We start from the raw sequence: 19,135 nt of genomic DNA, 5'->3' as shown, positions 1-19,135 counted from the left end.
AAATCTCCGCGTCTCCCGCGTTTTACCTTGCCCCGTTATGCCTTCGAGACCTTTAAAGAGTACCCTTATTAGCCGAATGTAAACCTTTGCCCCAGAAGGCTTTGAAATACGCCGCGTTTGTTTCCCGTGAACAAGCGCACGAAATGACGTTTTATGACAAATGATTCTCCACGCAACTTTCGATACCGCTATGACCTCGATGGTCTGCGCGGTATCGCAATTGGCCTCGTAGTTATCTACCACGTCTTTGTCGGTCGCGTATCTGGCGGCGTGGATGTCTTCTTACTGCTTTCCGGTTATTTCTTCCTAGGCTCACAGCTGCGCTATGCCGGCAAGCCCAACGCCTCCTTGAACCCATGGTGGCCAATCTGGCGCACGTTGCGCCGCTTGGTACCAAGCCTCGTCCTAGTCATCGGTGTGACGTATATATTGGTGCGCCTTTGCACGCCGCAGCTCATGCGCACTGAATTTACCCAGCAAATTACGGCAACCATGCTGTACTACCAGAACTGGGAACTGGCGCGCCAAAACGCTGACTACACTGCGGCCGCCGCCGATACTTCCCCGCTGCAGCATATGTGGTCAATGTCCGTGCAGGGCCAGTTCTACCTGATGGGCATTGCCTTTGCCCTCATCCTGGCCGCGATTATGAAATGGCGTCCGCAGCAATCTTCGCTGCGGACCAGCCGCTTCCCCACGGTCAACCAAATCGCCGGCCCCATTCTCATCGTGGTGACCATCGTGTCCTTTGCCTATGCCTCGCGCCATGGGCTGCACGGAACGCCAGAAAACTACTACTCCACGTGGTCGCGTGCCTGGGAGTTGACCCTCGGTGCGGTTCTAGCCATCTACGGTTCCGCATGGAAAATCCCTGCACGTTTTTATGACCTGTTTACCGGCCTTGGCCTTTTCATGCTGGTCTTTACCGGCGCCATCATCGCAGAGACCACCGCCTACCCAGGACCGCTCTCGCTTTTGCCTTTGGGCGGTGCCGTGCTCATCATTTTGGGCGGTGGCGGCAAGATCTCCAAGGCCATGGCCTCTAAGAAGGCGCGCTGGCTAGGCGATGTCGCCTATCCGCTGTACCTTTGGCACTGGCCGCTGCTTATTCTGTCCACCTCGTACTTGGGTCAGCAGACCCCGTCGTGGTGGCTGGGCATCATTATCATCGCCATCTCCCTGCTGCTTGCAGATATCACGCATCGCTTCATCGAACGCCCCCTGCGCCAGCACCGCAAGCGACCCTTGGCAGAGGACCTTCCGGCCCACAAGGCGGTCTCTAGTCTGTCCACCCGTGCCGGTGCCGGTCGAGCCATCGGCGGTGTCGTAGTGGCCAGCTGCGTCGCGGCGCTGCTTCTCATTCAGCCGCTGTGGCTGCGCACCATTAATAATGCTGACGCGGAAATGCTCAATCCCCAGCAATATCCCGGAGCCACGACATTCATTAATGACATCACCCCGCCGGACGGAGTAGAAATCAAACCAGATCCCATCGTAGCCGGGGGCATTGAGCCGCCGGTTGCTGCAAACTGGTGCTTCGTGCCCGATACTCAGCCCGCTGATTTCTTCTTTGAGACGCGCAGGGACGGCAAGACCCCTTGCATTTTCGGCGATACTACCGCGGAAAAAGAAGTCTATCTGGTGGGAGGATCCCACGCAGAACAATATTCTTCTGCCCTCGACCGCCTCGGCCGAGAGATGGGTTTCAAGCTGGTTCCCCTCTTGCGCCAAGGTTGCCCCATCGAGCTTGGCGATGACGTCACGGTCAGCCCAGAGTGCGCCGAGTGGGGTGAACTGGTCATGGACCGCATTGCCGAAGCTCAGCCAGAGTTGGTTATCTCCAATACCACCCGCCCGCAAAACGAGTTTGGGCATGGCCCCGACGCGGTGCCCGCCGGCTACCAAGCCTTCTGGGATGAGCTGTCCAAGCGCGATATCCCCTTCCTGGGTTTCCGCGATAACCCGTGGGGATTCGATGAGGACGGGGAGCCGCGCGAATTCGATGAGTGCTACGTTGCCACTGAAGACGCTGTGGGCTGCGGCATGCGGTTTGAGGAGGTTTACCAACCTTACGATCCAGGTGCCGTTGTTCTATCGCAGTACGAAAACATGCTGTCACTCGATACCGCGCCGTGGTTCTGCGATGCTAATGGCGATTGCCCGGTCATCATCGGCAACACCATGGTCTACCGCGATATGCACCACATCACCAATGCCTTTGCGGATTCCGCGATGCCGATGATCCGAGAAGCCCTCACCCCCTTCTTGAACGGCGAAAAAGTCCAGCAAGAGGCGCCAGAAATCTCCCCTGAAGAGGCGGAGGCAGCACTAGAGGAATCGCCAGCTTCCCCCACCACCGGTGGCACGCGGCGCGCCAACCCAGTGCCGTACCCCAATACCCCGGAAAACGATCCAGTTTAAACGCTCCCCCGCGACGACACGCACAAAGGTGGCCCATTACCTGTAAGCAATGGGCCACCTTCTATTTATGTCTCTGCCTATTTATGTCTCTGCGCGGCTACTTTTTACCCTTGCCAAAGTTGAGGTTATCGAGGTCGATATTCTCCATGCCTTTGGGCATCTTGGGCATGCCGGGGATCTTTCCACCGCCAAGGCCACCGGCACCGCCGGCGCCGCCCATTTGCTGCTGCAGCTGCTGTAGCTCTTCCATCGACGGCATACCGCCGCCCATTCCTGGCATTCCGCCCGGCATCTTGGGTCCGCGGTTGCCACCGCCGCCCTTGCCCTTCTTGCGCTTGCCGTTTTTGCCCTTGCGGCCTTTTGGCTTTTTCTTGGTGGCGGAACGCCCGCCACCACCCATGCCAAATTGCCCGGCCATCTTGGACATCATCTTCTTGGCTTGGTTGAAGCGCTCAATGAGCTGGTTGACCTCGGAAACGCTCACACCGGAACCATTGGCAATGCGCTTGCGGCGTGACGCGTTCAAAATCTTCGGGTTATCGCGCTCTTCTGGGGTCATACCGCGGATGATGGCCTGGATGCGATCCAGCTGCTTTTCATCCACCATGGCGGCCATTTCATTCATCTGCTTGCCGCCAGGCATCATCTTCAGCAGGTTGCCAATCGGACCCATCTTGCGGATCATCAGCATCTGGTCTAGGAAGTCATTCAGCGTGAGCTCGCCAGAGCCCAGCTTGGAGGCTGCTTCTTCGGCCTTCTGGTGATCCAGGGTGGCTTCCGCCTGCTCAATCAGGGAGAGCAGGTCACCCATGCCCAGGATGCGGCTAGACATACGCTCTGGGTGGAAGACATCGAAATCATCGAGTTTCTCACCAGTAGAGGCATACAAAATCGGCTTGCCGGTCACCTCACGAATGGATAGCGCTGCACCACCGCGAGCGTCACCATCCAGCTTCGTGAGAACCACGCCGGTAAAGTCCACGCCATCGCGGAAGGCCTCCGCCGTTTGCACGGCGTCTTGACCAATCATGGAATCGATGACGAAGAGGACTTCATCCGGGTTTACGGCATCGCGGATATTGCGCGCCTGCGTCATCAAGGTTTCATCAATACCCAAGCGGCCGGCGGTATCGATGATGACCACATCGTGCTGCTTCTGCTTTGCCTCAGCAATACCGCGCTTGGCGACGTCCACCGGGTCCCCGTGCGAGGTACCCATCTCGTGGTCATTGGAATCCAGGGAGGTACCTGGGTCCGGGGCGAAGGTTGGTACCTCCGCGCGCTCGCCGACGATCTGCAGCTGCTGCACGGCTCCTGGGCGCTGCAAGTCACAGGCCACGAGCATGGGGGTGTGCCCCTGCTTCGTGAGGTGCTTGGCCAATTTACCGGCCAGGGTGGTTTTACCAGCACCCTGCAGACCGGCCAGCATGATGACGGTCGGAGGATTCTTGGCCAGGTTCAACCGGCGGGTTTCGCCGCCGAGGATCTCAATGAGCTCCTCATTGACGATCTTGACCACCTGTTGGGCGGGGTTGAGCGCCTCAGATACTTCCGCGCCGCGGGCGCGTTCCTTGATGCGCTTGATAAACCCGCGCACCACCGTCAGAGAAACGTCAGCTTCCAGCAATGCCAAACGAATCTCACGAGTCGTGGCGTTGATATCCGCCTCAGTTAATTTGCCCTTGCCGCGCAGGCCCGCCAGGGCTGACTGTAGGCGGTCTGATAGTGAGTCAAACACTACGGATGCGCTCCCTTAAATTAGATCGATCTAAAGTTCAATTATCCAATCTTAGTCCCTAGCCAGGGCCCTGGTCACATTCCCCACCACCTGGGCGCGAGAAACCGAAGCGCCAAAGAAAACGTGCACAATCATCGTGGCGCCCAAAATCTCATGGCGCAGCCACATAAACTCCGGCAATGACTCCACCAAATAACCCAATGCACCTATTCTCTCCACGGTGCGAATCTCTAAGATTCCGCCTACGTTAAAGGCTGCCGTCGTGGGCTCACCTGCGATATCGGGAAGCTCTGTGTACGTACGCGAATTATAGGACTGGATAAACCTATCCGGTTCCGCGGCCTCTGTGAGCGTCTTTTGCACGGTACGGATGACAAATTCCGCCTGATAGTCACCAGCATCACCGCGCACGAAATTGGCCCGCACGATGGTCCACCCCAAGGCGGAAATCAGCGCAAAAATGCGCTTAAACTCTGCCTTATTGGCACCAGACCACGTCACTGTGACCACTTCCTCTTGCCAATCGACCGCCAGGCCTACCCCGTAATCGTCCTGGGGAACGCGAACTAAAGGGTGGGTGACTATGCGAGGCTTATTCGCTTCCAAAGCGCGGGCCACGATAAGGCCCTGCGCCTGCGCGGTGCGGGCGGACCAGACCCCAGGGCCCGTCGATAAGGCATCCGCCTTGGACAAGGTCGCAAGCAGCGAAATGGTCAATTGGTCATAATGGCAGACGTTTAATAGGGCATCGCGCGCGGCATCCGAGCGCGGATCCATCGTCGCCGCCAATCGCGCCAGGCTCGTATGCTCTGCCACCACGGTTTGCACGCGGGAGATATCTGCAAGGTTAAACCGCATGCGCGCGGCCTGCCGCGCCACCATCTCTGCTCCTACTTGCTCGTGCGGGCGGTCATGGCCCTTTCCCAAATCGTGATACAACGCAGCCAAGAGGAGGAGATCTGGGCGGGCCACCGATGTGCGCACCTCGGCGCAGCGCGTCACGGTGGCAACCAAGTGATAATCCACGGAATGCATGTGGCTGCGTTCCCTGGGCAATAATCCGCGCACATGGCCCCATTCGGGGACTAAACGCTCCCACAGCCCATAGCGATCCAACTCCGCAATCACCCGTGGGGTATGGGCCGGCGAGGACAAGATGGCGAAAAAGTCATCCACGGCCGCCCGCGGCCACCGCTGCGGTGGGGGCGGTAATTCCTGCAGCGCTCGCCACGTCGCTAGCGATACGGAATAGCCCGTGCGCGCCGCGGCCGCCGCAACGCGGGTCAATAACCATGGATCTTCACAATTGGGTGTGCGGGCCAGGGAGATAACGGCGCCATCGGCCACGACGTCCACGTCGAGGGGACGTCGCACGCGGTCTCGCCCCTGCGCCGGACCAGCGCTGCGGCTACCCAAAACGCCGCGGGCTGTGGCCAAGCTACGCTCTACTGCCTCATCGACCGCAGAGGCAGCAGTAACCAGCGCCGCGGTGAGCTCATAGCGGCTACTAAAGCCCAATTCATCAGCAACATCTGCGGCAAAGTCCGGATCCAAAATATCGCGGTGGCGGCGAGCCTTCACGTGCAGCAGGGTCCGGGCATCGAGTAGCAGCCGCCGCTCTTCCTCCAGCGCGGGCAGATCACATAGGTTGCCCAGGGCTAAAGCGCGCAGGAGCTGAATATCGCGCAATCCCCCACGCCCGTTTTTTAAATCTGGGTTGGTCATGGTGGCAACGGCGCCGGAGCGGTTCCACCGGGCGATGGCGATATCGACGAAGCTATCAAAGCCCCGCTGCAGCTGCCGCCGCCACGCATGCAGGAGGCGCTGACGGGCGTCATCGACAAGCGGCTTATCGCCTGCGATATACGTCAGATCCAATTGAGCGAAGCCAGCCGAGGCATCCTGCAGGGCAATCTCCGCGCACTCCTGCGGGGTACGCAGGGCAAAGTCCAACCGATACTTGGCATCCCACACCGGGTACCACAATTTTTCTACCTGGCTGGGGTCTGGCTCGTGGTCCTCCGGGAAAATCAGGATGACATCAATATCGGAATAGGGAGTCATCTCCTGCCGGGCCACAGAGCCGGTTGCTGCTAGCGCCGTGTGCGGCGGCAGGTCCAAACCCTGGAGTATGCGCACCGCCGCTGCATAAGCCTCGCTGCGAAGAGCGGATGCTGCCACCATCTGTAATTACAGAGCGGTCTCGCCGCGCTCCCCGGTGCGGATGCGGATGACGTCTTCTACCGGGGTAATCCAAATCTTGCCATCGCCAATCTTGCCGGTATAAGCGGCATCCACGATGGCGTCAATGAGGTCTTCCACCTGGTCATCAGCGGTCAAAACCTCCAGCTTCACCTTGGGCACAAAGTCCGTGGCGTACTCCGCACCGCGGTAGACCTCGCTGTGCCCGCTCTGCTGCCCAAAGCCCTGGCTTTCGGTCACGGTAAGGCCGTGGACATCCTGCTGTTTTAATGCCTCCCGGATATCCGGCAGAGTAAACGGTTTAACAATGGCGGTAATTAGTTTCATTTAATCCTCCTGAAGAAAAGTAAAGTTCAGCGGCCAAGCAAGGCGCGGATATGCTGCGTTCTAGTCTAGCCCCGCCCAACTTCCGAATGTGCCCGAATTACGGTGGCAATCGGTAAATCAAGCTAGGACCCGCTGCGCTAAGCACCGCGGCAGCGCAAAAGAAACGCGGGCCGCACACCTCCTTGGAGAAGGTACGCACCCGCGCTACTCATGAGGAAAGAACAACCCTAGATTTCGTCTTCATCTGCATAGACGGTCTGGATTTTCTCATTATTGTGTTTCGCGTGCTTGACGTCAGTAACCGCAACGCCATAGATGGAACGGCCCAGGTAGAACGAGCCCACCGAGCCGATAATCCACACGCCAAAGCAGGCAATGAGGCCCTTGATAAGAAGGCCCAAAGAAAAGCCATCTTGGCCAAAATCCACCACGAGCTTGGCGACGATAATAAGCGGTACCGCCAAACCCACGGTCGGGCCCATCAGGTTGGCACGGGTCAAGGCATCCGGCGCGCGCCACAAGGAGACCACGGTTGCCACCACGAGGATGGTGGCCACAATGAGCAAGACCGAAGCAATAATCTCGTAAACAGCCATGACTTATCGCCGACCTTTCGAAATAATGCGGGCCATAGACAAGGTCGGCAAAATACCGGCCGCGATGGCGCCAATCAAGGCAATGTCATAGGCCAAGGGGGCATTGTTGATCATTGACCAGCCGAGGTACATGCAGATCATGCCGTAAAAGACGATGTCTGACATCACCGCGCGGGTGAGTTCATCGCGGGTGCGCAGCGCTAATAGCACCCCGCACCAGGCGGCCCCGCCCATGATGAACACGCACACTAGTACAACCCAACCGAATGGGGACAATGTTGCAAAATCAATCATCGGTCGGTCTCCTTCCTGCGTTGAATTTTCCGGGCGAGGTGCTTGGGCTTTTCGACGTCCGCCTGGCTCTCCGAAAGCGGAGTGTCCTCCGCCCGCGCGAGGTCCGGCGAGCGCATATAGCGACCCAGGGTATCCAAGGGGAATTCGTAGAAAGCCTCATCGAGCTCCGTCGTATCCCCTTGCCCAGGAACGCCATAGTCGATGCTCTTCACGCGCGGTGCCAAGTGCTCTTCCATATCGGCCAAGTCAGCCACAATCGCCGCAGGATCGGAACCCTGTACCGCTTGTACTAGCACGATGCGGGGCAAGCCCTTGCGCGGTGGTTCGCGCAGTCCCAACGACAGCGTGCCAGGGGTTGCGGTAATGGAAGAGGTGAACCAGAAAATCTCCCAGGCGCTGGTAACGCGCAGTGGATACCGGATGATCACCGGGTGGTATTCGTTATCGGGCTTAAATGCTGACATCGCCAGGGTGAACCCAGCAACGAAAATCTCCTTGATGAGCCAGAGTGCATAAGCTACGGCATGCATTTATCGGCCCTCCTGAATGTCATCGATATTAGGTAGTGCGGCTGAATCATCGCCCAAGATGGTGTCAGTATAAGCCGTCGTGTCCAGCAGTTGCTCGGCTGCGGTTTCCACCGCATCAATAACCACGCCGGAGAAAATGAACATGCCCAGCGAGACCAAGATGAGCGCTGCGGAAGGCGCCATCAGCTTCTTGCGGATGATGAGCTCATCTGGAACCTTGTCCGAGGGCAAATCGTGTCCCCAGAAGGCTTCGCGCCAGACGCGCAACATCGCCAAGAATGCGGCGAAGGAAGCGATGATGATGGCGGCAATAGCAATCCAGGCCCAAGCGCCGCCGTTGCGGGCGACCTCGAAGACGATCATGAGCTTGCCCCACATGCCGGAGAATGGTGGGAAGCCCACCACGGAGAAGGCACCGGCGGCAAAAATCCAGGCGATGATGGTATCGCGGCGCGCGAGGCCGGATAGCTTGGTCAAGTCACCCGTACCGTAGGTCTCTTCGATGGCACCGGACGCCAGGATCAACGAGCCAACGGTCACCATGTGGTGAATCGTGTACATGATACCGGCGGCCAGAGCGCGGCTCGGATCCTCCGAAGTAAAGGCCAGCATCACCAAGATGAACGGCATACCGTTGAGCATCTGGTAACCCAGCACGCGGCGAATCGTCTTTTCGGTCAGACCACCAAAGGCACCGATCATCATCGAGATCAGCATGAGGACGATGATAAGGACGTTCCACCGCTGCTCAAGATCGAAAAGCTGCACGTACAGCCGGTAGAGCATGTAGACGGCGACCTTCGTGTGCAGGCCGGAGAAAAGGCCCATCACCGCGGCCGACGTGCCTGGATAGGTACGCGGTAGCCAAGACTGCACCGGGAAGACACCGGCCTTGGCGGTAATCGCAATAAGGATAATGCCCGCGGCGACGGTGACCGGGCCGTTGCCGGCAGCGGCCCCCTGCAGGGCAGCCAGGTTAACCGAGCCGGTGACGGAATAGATATAACCGACACCAACCACCAGCAGCGTGGAGGCAAAAAGGTTAACGAGGACGAACGCGCGTCCTGCCGCCAAGCGCGACCACGTGCCCGACATGGTGATAAGGCCGTAGGACGGCAACAGCATGACCTCAATGAACACGAAGAAGTTAAAGAGGTCAGCGGTCAGCAGCGCACCGCATACACCGGTGATAAGAATCAGCGTGAGCGAAGGGTAATAACGGGATTTCGTCTCCCCGCCCACGATGGCGAACCAGTTAGCACCAAAGGCCACGATCATCGTGGTGATGATCATCAGCGCGGAGAAGGCATCCGCAACGAGCGGAATACCCACATTGCCTACGTAGAGGCCCACGGTATGCGCCACTACCCCATTGTTCATGGTGTAGATCAACAGTCCCAGGCCGGCGAAGACACCGACTCCGGGGATGATGAGCATGATCGCATCGCGGACGGCGCGCCACGGCGCCAGCAAGGCAAGAGCCGCGGCAATGAGCGGAATGCCCGGGAAAAGCGGAAGAAGTTGGGCTACAACATCAGCCATTATTTTTCATCCTCCTTCTTCCTATTTACCCCGCGCTCAGCCACGGGGGTGTCGTGGTCTACCCGGCCAATGCGATCGAGCTCATTCGCGGATTCTTCCAAGATCGCACGGTTCTGGGCATCGCGGCCCAAGGTAGAAAATGCGTGGTCAATGGTGTTGTCATCGACGGGTTCTACAACATCGGTGTCATCGTTTTTGCCCATCGCAGCCATGGTCAACAGGATGGTCGAGGTTGCCATGGAGATAACAACGGCCGTCAGCACGAATGCCTGCGGTAGCGGGTCGGCCATCTGATCGTGGGGCACCTCTGAGGGAAATGCTTCGCCTCGGTAGGAGTACACGCCAGTGGCCAACAAGGTCAGGTTGGCACCGTGGCCGAATGCCATCATGCCCAACACAATGCGGACCAGGCCACGTTGCTGAATGAGGTAGACGGCGCCACCGATGAGGATGGCGATAGTTAACGCGAGAATCATTACTTCTCCCCTCCTCGGTTGGCGTTAGAACGGCGACGTTGCTTTGTCTTTGTCTTTGCCTCTTTGGGGCTGAGCAAAGCGAGCGGATCCGTCGACGGGTTGATTGGGTCAGGATACGGATCGTCCGCATCCTCAACGGCAATGCGCGGCGTGGCCGGCAGGGCCGAGTCATCGTCATGAATCCACGGCAGGAAGTCCCGCTCAGTACCCGGCCTGAGGTAGCCGCCCAAGGCGTTGATGGCCATCGTGAGCATGCCCAACACGGCCAGGTAAATACCGAGGTCGAAGATGAGGGACGTCGTCCAGTGCTGGCCAAAGGCTTCGCCGTGCAGGGCGGTGAGGAAACCACCATTGCCAAAGCCGTCGTGCCAGTAACCAATAAAGCCTGCCAATAGCGCCGTAATGATGCCAATGCCGGTGAGGTGAACTGGGGTCATCCGGCCGAAGACAATTTCATCGGAGCCGCGGGACAGGTAGGTCAGGCCAATGGCCGCACCCATGATGAGCGCCGCGGGGAATCCGCCGCCGGAGGCATTGTGCCCGCGGAAGAAGACAATGACGGACATGATAATGAGCAATGGAATGACGATATTGATTCCCTTGCGCAGCGGCACGGAGTTCAGCTGCGACTGACCGAAAGGCGCCGGGCGCGTACCCGAGCTGAACGGGAAGCGCGGCAGCGTCGTGGTAATGGCTGCGATAACGACGGCGGCCATGCCCAACACGGACAGCTCGCCCAAAGTATCGAGTGCACGGAATTCCACGATGATAGTGGCCACGACGTTATCGCCACCCGTGATATCCGGTGCCTCGTCGAGGTACCACAGCGCCAAGTCCGAGCGTTCGTGGCGGCCCATCAGGCCCCACACGCCGAGGAAGGCAGCGATACCGGCCAATACGGCGATAACGATGGAGCCTACCCTGCGGGATTTATCAGTAACCGGCTGGAAGGTCTCCGGCAGGTAACGCAGCACCATCATCATGACGACCACGGACAGGGCCTCCACCATGAACTGGGTAAGTGCCACGTCCGGTGCACCCAAGAGGAACATCTGCAAGGTAACGCCGGTACCTGCGATGCCGATCATGACGGCGCCGGTGAGGCGGTTCTTGGTACGAACCAGCCCGAATACGGACAAGGCAATGATGCCCAACGGCAGCAGGTCCCACGGGTTATCGAGACCATCGACGCGCGGTTGCAGCGGTACGCCGTCGACGCCCTCACCAAACAAGGTAGTACCGGCGAGGACGATAATCACGATGACAATCGGCAGGATGTGCCGGGACGGGTTGTGGGAATCGGACATCTTGCCCAATACCTGGCCGAGCTTGGCGCAGCCATCCTGCAGGCTTTGCAGGAGCTCGTTGCCGCTGCGCGGCATGAAGTTCCGGCCCTCGAAAGCCGGCCACATCTTCTTGCGGGCAAAGAGACCAGCGATACCGGCCACCAGCACGAGAATCGAGATGATGAATGGCACGTTGATTCCATGCCATACCGCAAGGTGAGAATGCGTTTCCATGCCCACGGCGCCAACGGCATGCTCCAAAGGCTCATCGAAAATACCCAGGACGAAGACGAGCGGCAGGGACATAAAGCCCGGTAGCGCAGCAGGAAGCCACAGGGCAACTGGGGCTTCGTGGACATCGTCCATAGAGCGCGGCCCATCGAAGAATGCACCGAAGACGATCTTTGCCGAGTAGGTGAAGGTAAAGAACGCACCGATACCCGCCACGGCAAGCAAGATTGCTTGGCCTGCGCCGCCAATGGGGGCATCCTCGAAGGCGGTAAGCATGCCTTCCTTGGACACGAAGCCCAGCAGCGGAGGAACCGCAGCCATGGAGGCGGAGCCGATGACGACAGAGCTAAACGTCCACGGCATCTTATTCCACAGCGGGCCAAGGCGACGGATATCGCGCGAACCCGCTTCATGGTCAATGACGCCGATGAGCATGAAGAGCGAGGACTTAAAGAGCGCGTGTGCCAGGGTGTGCACCAGTGCTGCCCCAATAGCGAACGGGGTACCGACACCGATGGTGGCCACAATCCAACCCAGGTGAGACACGGTGGAATAAGCGGTCAGCTTCTTCAAGTCCGTCTTTTGCACCGCGAATACCGCGGACATAACAGCCGTGCCCATACCGACGACGATGAGCACCCAGTTCCACACGGCGACATCGTAGAAGATCGTGGAGAAGCGAATAAGCAAGTAGATGCCCGCCTTGACCACGGCCGCGGCGTGCAGGAACGCCGAGACTGGCGTCGCAGCAGCCATAGCTTCTGGCAGCCAGAAGTGGAATGGGAATTGAGCGGACTTGGTAAAGGCGGACGCCGCGATAAGCACGGCAACGCTTGCGGTCACGCCTGGACGGTCGTCCCATACCGAGGATGCGAGGATCTCAGAAATGGTGGTCGAACCGGTGGTCACTGCGGCGATGCCCAATGCCGTCAATAGCGTAAGGCCACCGATGAACGTCAGGATTAAGGTGCGCTGTGAACCCGCCTCTCCCCCGGAGCCAGAACGCGCAATGAGCATGAAAGAAGCCAAGGAGACAAGCTCCCAGGCGAGGAATAGGACAACAACGTCATTGGCCAGAACCAGCAACAAGATGGACAGCGTAAACGCCGTCATCAATGTATAAAAGCTCGTATTTCCCTCATTTTTCGGGAGATACGCTGCCGAGTACGTCAGCACGACAGCGCCAATGACAAGAGCCAACATGGCGAAGAAGATGCTCAATGCATCTCCGCGCAGAGCGAAACTTACATCAACCCCCGGTGCAATAAAATCGCGTACCCAGGTGGCTTGGAAACTGAGTTCCTCCCCCGCTGCAATGGCAGAAAAATCCTTAGCAATGAGCACCGCTGCGATGAGAAAGAGGACGGCTAATGGATAGCCCGCCTGTCGGTCCATGACCTTTACGGTCACCGGTGCCAAGATCACTGCCAATGCTGCGAGGAGGACAGCAAAAAGTAGCGTCACGAAATACTTGCCTCACGAACCTTGGTCTTGGAATGGTGCGAATTTCGCACCGAATCACTAAATACAGCCCTACCAGATTACCATTGCTCACCAGCTCAATGCAGATCACAGCAATCCACGGCTCCCCATGCTCGCAGGACATACCTGCAAGGCACATAGGCGCGAAAAACTCCCCAGCACCCGCGACTACTTCATTTTATGAGCAGCCAGGTACTGGGGAGTTATCTAAAACGGTTGAGGGAGAAGACCCTATTTCTCACCTAACAAGGCATCGACGAATCCTTCAACTTCGAATGGCGCAAGGTCATCGGCGCCCTCACCCAAGCCCACAAGCTTGACTGGAACGCCCAATTCCTCTTGCACTTGGAAGACGATGCCGCCCTTCGCCGTGCCATCCAGCTTGGTGAGCACCACGCCGGAAATATCCACGACCTCGCGGAAAATGCGAGCCTGTGCCAGGCCGTTTTGGCCCACCGTGGCATCGAGAACCAAGAGGACCTCATCAACCTCGGTCTTCTTTTCTACGACGCGCTTGACCTTGCCCAGCTGATCCATCAGGTCCGTCGAGGTGTGCAGGCGGCCGGCCGTATCGACCAAGACGACATCGACCTGCTGTTCCACACCGGTGGCCACGGCATCAAAGGCCACGGAGGCTGGGTCTGCGCCTTCCTTGCCACGCACGGTTTCGGCGCCCACGCGGCGTCCCCACGTTTCTAGCTGGTCTGCAGCCGCAGCACGGAACGTATCTGCCGCACCCAACAGGACGCTGTGATCCATCGATACGAGGACGCGGGCGAGCTTACCGGTGGTGGTGGTCTTACCGGTGCCGTTGACGCCTACGACCATGACAATGGCGGGCTTTCCGTCATTGGGCATCGCGCGAATGGAGCGATCCATTTCTGGGTGGCAGGCCTCGATAAGGCATTCACGCAGCATGGCACGGGCCTCTTCCTCGCTCGACACGCCACGCTCAGCGATCTTGTCACGCAAAGAATCGGTGACCTTCATCGTGGACTTGGTGCCCAGATCCGCCATGATGAGGGTATCTTCGATTTCCTCCCAAGCGTCTTCGTCCAGATCACCTGCGGAAAGAATTCCCATCAGCCCCTGGCCGATGGCGTTCTGGGAACGAGAGAGGCGACCGCGCAGCCGGCCGAGACGGCCGCCTGCCGGAGCGATGTCTTCGGTGGGCTGGCCCGCCGCAGCAGGTTCGCCATCAGGCACAGGGGTTTGTTCTTTGGCTGCTTCTGCAGCATCCGTTTGTGCATCGGCGGCAGCCGCAGCTTCTTCGGCTTCCTCGTGGTTATCAACGCGTTCTTCGATGTGGTCAGCGTCTTTATCATCTACCACCGCATCGAAGACCGGCGATTCGTCTTCTACCTCGGCGGCCTCGACGGATACAACGTCTTCTGGGTCTTTTTCTTCATGGTCCGGCTCGCTGCGGTGCCGATCGTCTGTGCCTTCTGCTGCGGGTTTCTCGGCTGCAACTGGGGCGGATTGCTCGCTGCCCTTTGTTTCTTTACCCTCTGCTTCCGCCTCACCGGAAGCAGGTGTGGAAGCCTGCGCGGAATCCGGCTTATCAGATTGGTCAGTTGCCTGATCTGCAGGTTCCTTATCCGCATCATCTGCGGCGGATTCCTGGCGGTCACCAGAGGCTGCAGAAGCGGCGGAGCCAACTCCCCCAGCTGCGGCCACAGCGGCAGCGGCCGTACCGGCAGTGCCCTTACCTTCAGTCTTATCCGCCCCAGGCTTATCCGCGGCAGGCTTGGACTCCGCTTCCGAAGTGGAAGCAGACTCGGATTTGGACTCGGACTTAGCCTCATCGCCAGCGACGTCGGCTTTTCCTGTGTCCTTATCCTGCTTGGGTACGTCGCCGTCTTCTGCAGGTTTCTTGGATTCCGCGGGCTCTGCGGACTTCTTCGGCTGCTCGTCAGCTGCAGGTTCTTGGCGCTGCGGTTCTTCCTGCTTGGCCTCCTTTGTGGAGGCAGCGTCCTTATCCTTAGCCGGTTCAGGTCGCTTGGCCGCCGGTGGCTCTTCGCCGTTGAGCTGCGCATTGGCGATATCGGTAGCGTTCGGCTCCGATTTCTCCGATTTCTCCGAGGACTCCGGCTGCTGTTCCTGCTTAGCCTGCTGCGGTTGGGACTGCTGCGGCTTTTCTTGGGCTACCTTCTCGGGTTCCTTCGAGCCCGCTGGGGCAAAGTTAAAGCCAGACTTGGCTTGGTAATTGCCGGACTTTTGCTCCTGCGTTAGCTGCTTGGGCTCTTCTTCCTTGGGTTTCTCAAAAGAAACCTTCTTGGATTCACCGCGCTTTTTGCCAATTGCAATAAAGACGACAATCAGCACAATGACAACGATTGCTATGCCGATCCATAACCATAAAGAATTCATGCCTCTATAGTGCCAGTCTTTCGGGCTTGCGGCACATAAGGGCGGCGAAATCTTCTATTCCGGTGATTGCGGCGAATCCACTGTTTTCGGCGCATCAACTCCCAGCCGCGTCGCATCCTGGCTCGCTTGCTCGGCTCCTGGCGCGAGCCCGGCTGGATTCATGCGCTGGGAGATGACCCGGGTGATGCCATCGCCGCGCATGGTCACGCCATAGAGGACATTGACCACATCCATGGTCGGCTTCTGGTGCGTGATGACGATGAGCTGGGAATCCTTCCGCAATTCCTCAAATAGGGCGATGAGCCGGCGCAGGTTGACATCATCAAGCGCTGCCTCGACCTCATCCATGACGTAGAACGGGCTGGGGCGCGCGCGGAAGATCGCCACGAGCATGGCCAATGCGGTAAGGGATTTCTCGCCGCCGGAAAGCAGCGACAGGCGCTTGACCTTCTTGCCTGGCGGGCGGGCTTCGACCTCAATGCCGGTGGTGAGCATGTCTTCGGGCTCGGTAAGGATCAACCGGCCCTCTCCACCCGGGAAAAGGGTATTGAATACCTTGGGAAATTCGGCTTCCACATCCCGCCAGGCATCGGTAAATAGCTGCAGGATTTGCTTATCCACATCCGAAATTACCCCGGCGAGGTCCTGACGGGCTTGGATGACGTCATCGAGCTGCGTGGACAAGTAGCTGTAGCGCTCTTCCAGCGCCTTATATTCCTCCAAGGCCAAGGGGTTGACCTTGCCCAAGGAGTTCAAATCCTTTTCCGCCTGCTGCAGCCGCGACTTTTCCACGCTGCGGTCAAAGTCTTCGCCCGGGGTGAAATCGCGCAAGAGGTCAGCGATGGCAATGCCCAGCTGTTCGCCAATCTTTTTCTCGGCTTCATCCAGGCGCACCTGCGCCTGCGAGCGCGCCAGTTCTGCTTCATGCGCCCGCGCGGTTAGCCGGTCGCTATTTTGGCGCGCGGCCGATACCGCCTGCTTGGCTTGCTGCAATTGGGAATTTAAGGAGTTGCGCTCGTGCAAAAACTCATCGCGCTCGGAGGTGGCGCGGCTTAAAAGCTGGTTCGCCCGCGCGGCCAAATCCTGTGCGTGTCGCGCCACTGCCGATGCCAATTGCCCCTGCGCCTTGCGGCGAGCCATGGCCTGTTCATGGCGGGCCTTTGCTTGGCGCTCGTGTTGGGCCTGGCGCCGCAAGCTATCGGCCTTGCCGGCAACTTGGCCCACGCGCTCTTGCGCCGATCGGGCCGCGACTTGGGCCTCCATTTCCATGGATTTAACTTCTTCCAGCGCGGCCGAGGCGGCGTCCCTATCGGCGGATGAGGGCTCGGCTGGTTGATCGTCGGCGTCGACGCGGGCGAGCCTATCGCGGGCATCGGCAAGCTCCTGGTTGGCTTTCTGCAGCCGGATCTCGATCTCGGTGGCGCGCTGCGCGGATTTTTCCAGCTCCGCCTTATTGGCCTCGTACTGCTTTTCCAAGCGGCGGTGATCCCGCTTCCAGGCATCGGCTTCAGTATCGTGCTCCCGCAACGCGGCCTTGGCGGACGCGGCCGTCACGCGGGCATCCTCGGCGGCAATCTTTGCCCCTTCCAGGGTGCCAGAAAGCTCGTGCAGGGCTTGATTTGCCTGCTCTAGTTCCTCTTCGGCCTCCGCGATGCGGGCGGTGACCTCCACCGTGGATGAGGAACCGGTGCCGACCTCGACCCAGCCTTCGCCGATGACTACGCCGGACGCGGTCACGGCGCGCAGGCGCGGATCGTCGGAGACGAGGCGCCGGCCGTGGGCAATATCGGGGACCAGGACGACATCGGCAAGCAGCCTGTGTAACGCCGCCGACACCGCAGGTTGGACCGTTATGTGATCCAGCAACCAGGAGGTCTGCGGCGGCAGATCGGCATCGACGCGCCACGAGCTCGCAGGCGCTGTCGCCGCCGCATCCAGCAGCGCCGAGCGCGGGCCCTTTTCCAGATCCGTAATCAAGCCCTCGGTCAACTGCCCCGCCTGCGCCTCCGCAAAGGTGCCCAACGCGGCCGCAACCGCCGATTCATAGGTGGTGGAAATATACGCGGCCAATGGCTGGAATTCTTCGCCCACCTCGACCGACTCGGGGATGGTCTGGGACAGCGTATCGATGCGGGACCGCAGCGTATAGACACTGCGCTCGCGCTCGCGCTGGGCATCGCGGAGCTGATCCAAGCGCTTATCGGCAGCACCGGACTCGCTGGCAGCCCGGGTATGCGCCTCCTCCAAAGGCTGGCGCTCTGCGGCATAATTATCCAACTTCTGCGCTACCTCAGCGGCCTCTGCCTGCGCGTTCTGAGTGCGTTGCTGGAGCGAGGCCACGGCCTCTTCCTGCCGCGCCAACTCCTCTTCTGCGCTGGCCACCTGCCCCGCGGCCTTTTCCTCGGCGGCAAAAAGGCGCACCACGCCCTCGCGGCGGTCCGCAATGGCGCGCACCTGCGCCATATGCTCGTGCTCTGCGGCCTCGAATGCTTGCCGACGCTCCGCTACTTCCTCCCTGATGCTTTCTAACCGCTCCGCAGCTTCTTCTGCCGCTTCCAAGAGCTCCTCGTGCTCCTCGTCCGCGCGCGTCGCCTTGGCCTCAAGATCATCTGGATCCTGGCCGGCATAGGCGACCTGGGACCCGGCATTATCCGCCCGCTCCTCTGCGATTCGCTGGGTCGCCGCAATGCGCTCGGACAGGGTGGAGAGATCAAACCACAGTTTTTGGGCGGCTTCTGCCTGCGGGTTGACTTCCTCTAGCTGGGTTTCCAGCTCCATTTGGTGCTCGGTCGCCTCTTCGAGCTGCGCCGTGGTCTCTTCCACCTGGGTAGATAGCGCTGTCGCGGTCAGCTCGGCAGCGGAAAGCTTCTGCCGCAGGCCGACGATGCGGTCTCCGGCCAAGCGCAGGCGCGTATCGCGCACATCAGCCTGCACCGTGGCCGCGCGCTGGGCAGCTTCTGCCTGCCGCGCCAAGGGCTTGAGCTGTTTTCCCAACTCATCAGTCAAATCCTGCAGGCGGTCCAAATTGGCCTGCATGCCCGTCAGTTTGCGCTGGGCCTTTTCTTTGCGGCGGCGGTGTTTGAGGACACCTGCGGCTTCCTCGATATAGGAGCGGCGATCCTCGGGGCGCGATTCCAGGATTTCAGAAAGTTTGCCCTGCCCCACGATGATGTGCATTTCCCGGCCAATGCCGGAATCAGAAAGCAGCTCCTGGATATCCATCAACCGGGCCTTGGCCCCGTTGATTTCGTATTCGCTCGCGCCGTCGCGGAACATGCGGCGGGTAACAGATACCTCGGAGTACTCGATGGGCAGCGCACCATCGGCATTATCGATGGTGAGCGTGACCTCGGCCCTGCCCAATTGCTTACGGTCGCCTGCCCCGGCGAAGATGACGTCTTGCATCTTGCCGCCGCGCAGGGTCTTTGCGCTAGCCTCTCCCATCACCCAGGCAAGGGCGTCGACAACGTTGGATTTGCCGGAACCGTTCGGGCCGACAACAGCGCAGATGCCCGGCTCAAATTTGAGAGACGTCGCCGACGCGAATGACTTAAAGCCTTTGAGCGTCAGCGATTTCAGGTGCATTTGGGATAGTGTAGCAAGCCTTTAAGAAACGAGCTGGAGCCACCATTGGGTTGGC

At 59.4% G+C, this 19,135-nt stretch carries 12 protein-coding genes; 1 reads left to right on the top strand and 11 read right to left on the bottom strand.

What is annotated here, in order from left to right:
* Nucleotides 1-153: 153 nt before the first annotated feature.
* Complete coding sequence (locus tag ABRP84_RS03420; RefSeq protein ID WP_349852724.1) at nucleotides 154-2,421, top strand: acyltransferase family protein; 2,268 nt, start codon at nucleotides 154-156, stop codon at nucleotides 2,419-2,421.
* A gap of 97 nt (nucleotides 2,422-2,518) precedes the next feature.
* On the opposite strand, the gene ffh is transcribed toward ABRP84_RS03420, so the two are convergent.
* From ffh to smc, 11 genes are all read right to left on the bottom strand, one after another.
* On the bottom strand, nucleotides 2,519-4,159 hold the full coding sequence (gene ffh / locus ABRP84_RS03415; RefSeq protein ID WP_349852723.1) for a signal recognition particle protein: 1,641 nt from the start codon (nucleotides 4,157-4,159) through the stop codon (nucleotides 2,519-2,521).
* A gap of 51 nt (nucleotides 4,160-4,210) precedes the next feature.
* Entirely contained in the window at nucleotides 4,211-6,343 is a 2,133-nt protein-coding gene (locus ABRP84_RS03410) for a [protein-PII] uridylyltransferase (protein WP_284639298.1), read from the bottom strand.
* Nucleotides 6,344-6,349: 6 nt separating this feature from the next.
* The gene (locus ABRP84_RS03405) at nucleotides 6,350-6,688 is read right to left on the bottom strand and encodes a P-II family nitrogen regulator (protein WP_005278617.1); all 339 of its coding nucleotides are present in this window, start codon (nucleotides 6,686-6,688) and stop codon (nucleotides 6,350-6,352) included.
* 227 nt (nucleotides 6,689-6,915) lie between these two features.
* Nucleotides 6,916-7,284 carry a Na+/H+ antiporter subunit G gene (locus ABRP84_RS03400; RefSeq protein WP_126319319.1) on the bottom strand — a complete coding sequence of 123 codons (369 nt, stop codon included), beginning with the start codon at nucleotides 7,282-7,284 and terminating at the stop codon, nucleotides 6,916-6,918.
* Between the two features lie 3 nt (nucleotides 7,285-7,287).
* Complete coding sequence (locus tag ABRP84_RS03395) at nucleotides 7,288-7,578, bottom strand: cation:proton antiporter (protein ID WP_005278611.1); 291 nt, start codon at nucleotides 7,576-7,578, stop codon at nucleotides 7,288-7,290.
* Nucleotides 7,575-8,108, bottom strand: coding sequence for a monovalent cation/H+ antiporter subunit E (locus tag ABRP84_RS03390; protein WP_005278609.1), 534 nt, complete (start codon nucleotides 8,106-8,108; stop codon nucleotides 7,575-7,577). Before ABRP84_RS03390 ends, ABRP84_RS03395 begins: the two co-directional genes overlap by 4 nt.
* Nucleotides 8,109-9,650 carry a monovalent cation/H+ antiporter subunit D family protein gene (locus tag ABRP84_RS03385; RefSeq protein ID WP_005278607.1) on the bottom strand — a complete coding sequence of 514 codons (1,542 nt, stop codon included), beginning with the start codon at nucleotides 9,648-9,650 and terminating at the stop codon, nucleotides 8,109-8,111. It lies immediately after the preceding gene.
* Complete coding sequence (locus ABRP84_RS03380) at nucleotides 9,650-10,126, bottom strand: sodium:proton antiporter (protein WP_005278605.1); 477 nt, start codon at nucleotides 10,124-10,126, stop codon at nucleotides 9,650-9,652. The genes ABRP84_RS03385 and ABRP84_RS03380 overlap by 1 nt, the downstream gene beginning before the upstream one ends.
* Complete coding sequence (locus tag ABRP84_RS03375) at nucleotides 10,126-13,107, bottom strand: DUF4040 family protein (protein WP_349852722.1); 2,982 nt, start codon at nucleotides 13,105-13,107, stop codon at nucleotides 10,126-10,128. Before ABRP84_RS03375 ends, ABRP84_RS03380 begins: the two co-directional genes overlap by 1 nt.
* Nucleotides 13,108-13,356: 249 nt before the next feature.
* Nucleotides 13,357-15,495, bottom strand: a complete 2,139-nt coding sequence (gene ftsY / locus ABRP84_RS03370; protein WP_349852721.1) for a signal recognition particle-docking protein FtsY — start codon at nucleotides 15,493-15,495, stop codon at nucleotides 13,357-13,359.
* A 54-nt stretch (nucleotides 15,496-15,549) separates the two neighbouring features.
* Entirely contained in the window at nucleotides 15,550-19,080 is a 3,531-nt protein-coding gene (gene smc, locus ABRP84_RS03365; RefSeq protein ID WP_349852720.1) for a chromosome segregation protein SMC, read from the bottom strand.
* Between the last annotated feature and the right edge of the window lie 55 nt (nucleotides 19,081-19,135).

Source organism: Corynebacterium sp. KPL2861 (assembly GCF_040225475.1).
In the GTDB taxonomy this organism is placed as follows: Bacteria; Actinomycetota; Actinomycetes; order Mycobacteriales; family Mycobacteriaceae; genus Corynebacterium.
The sequence above is the reverse complement of the archived record's forward strand: the minus strand, read 5'-3'. Positions and strand labels throughout refer to the sequence as shown.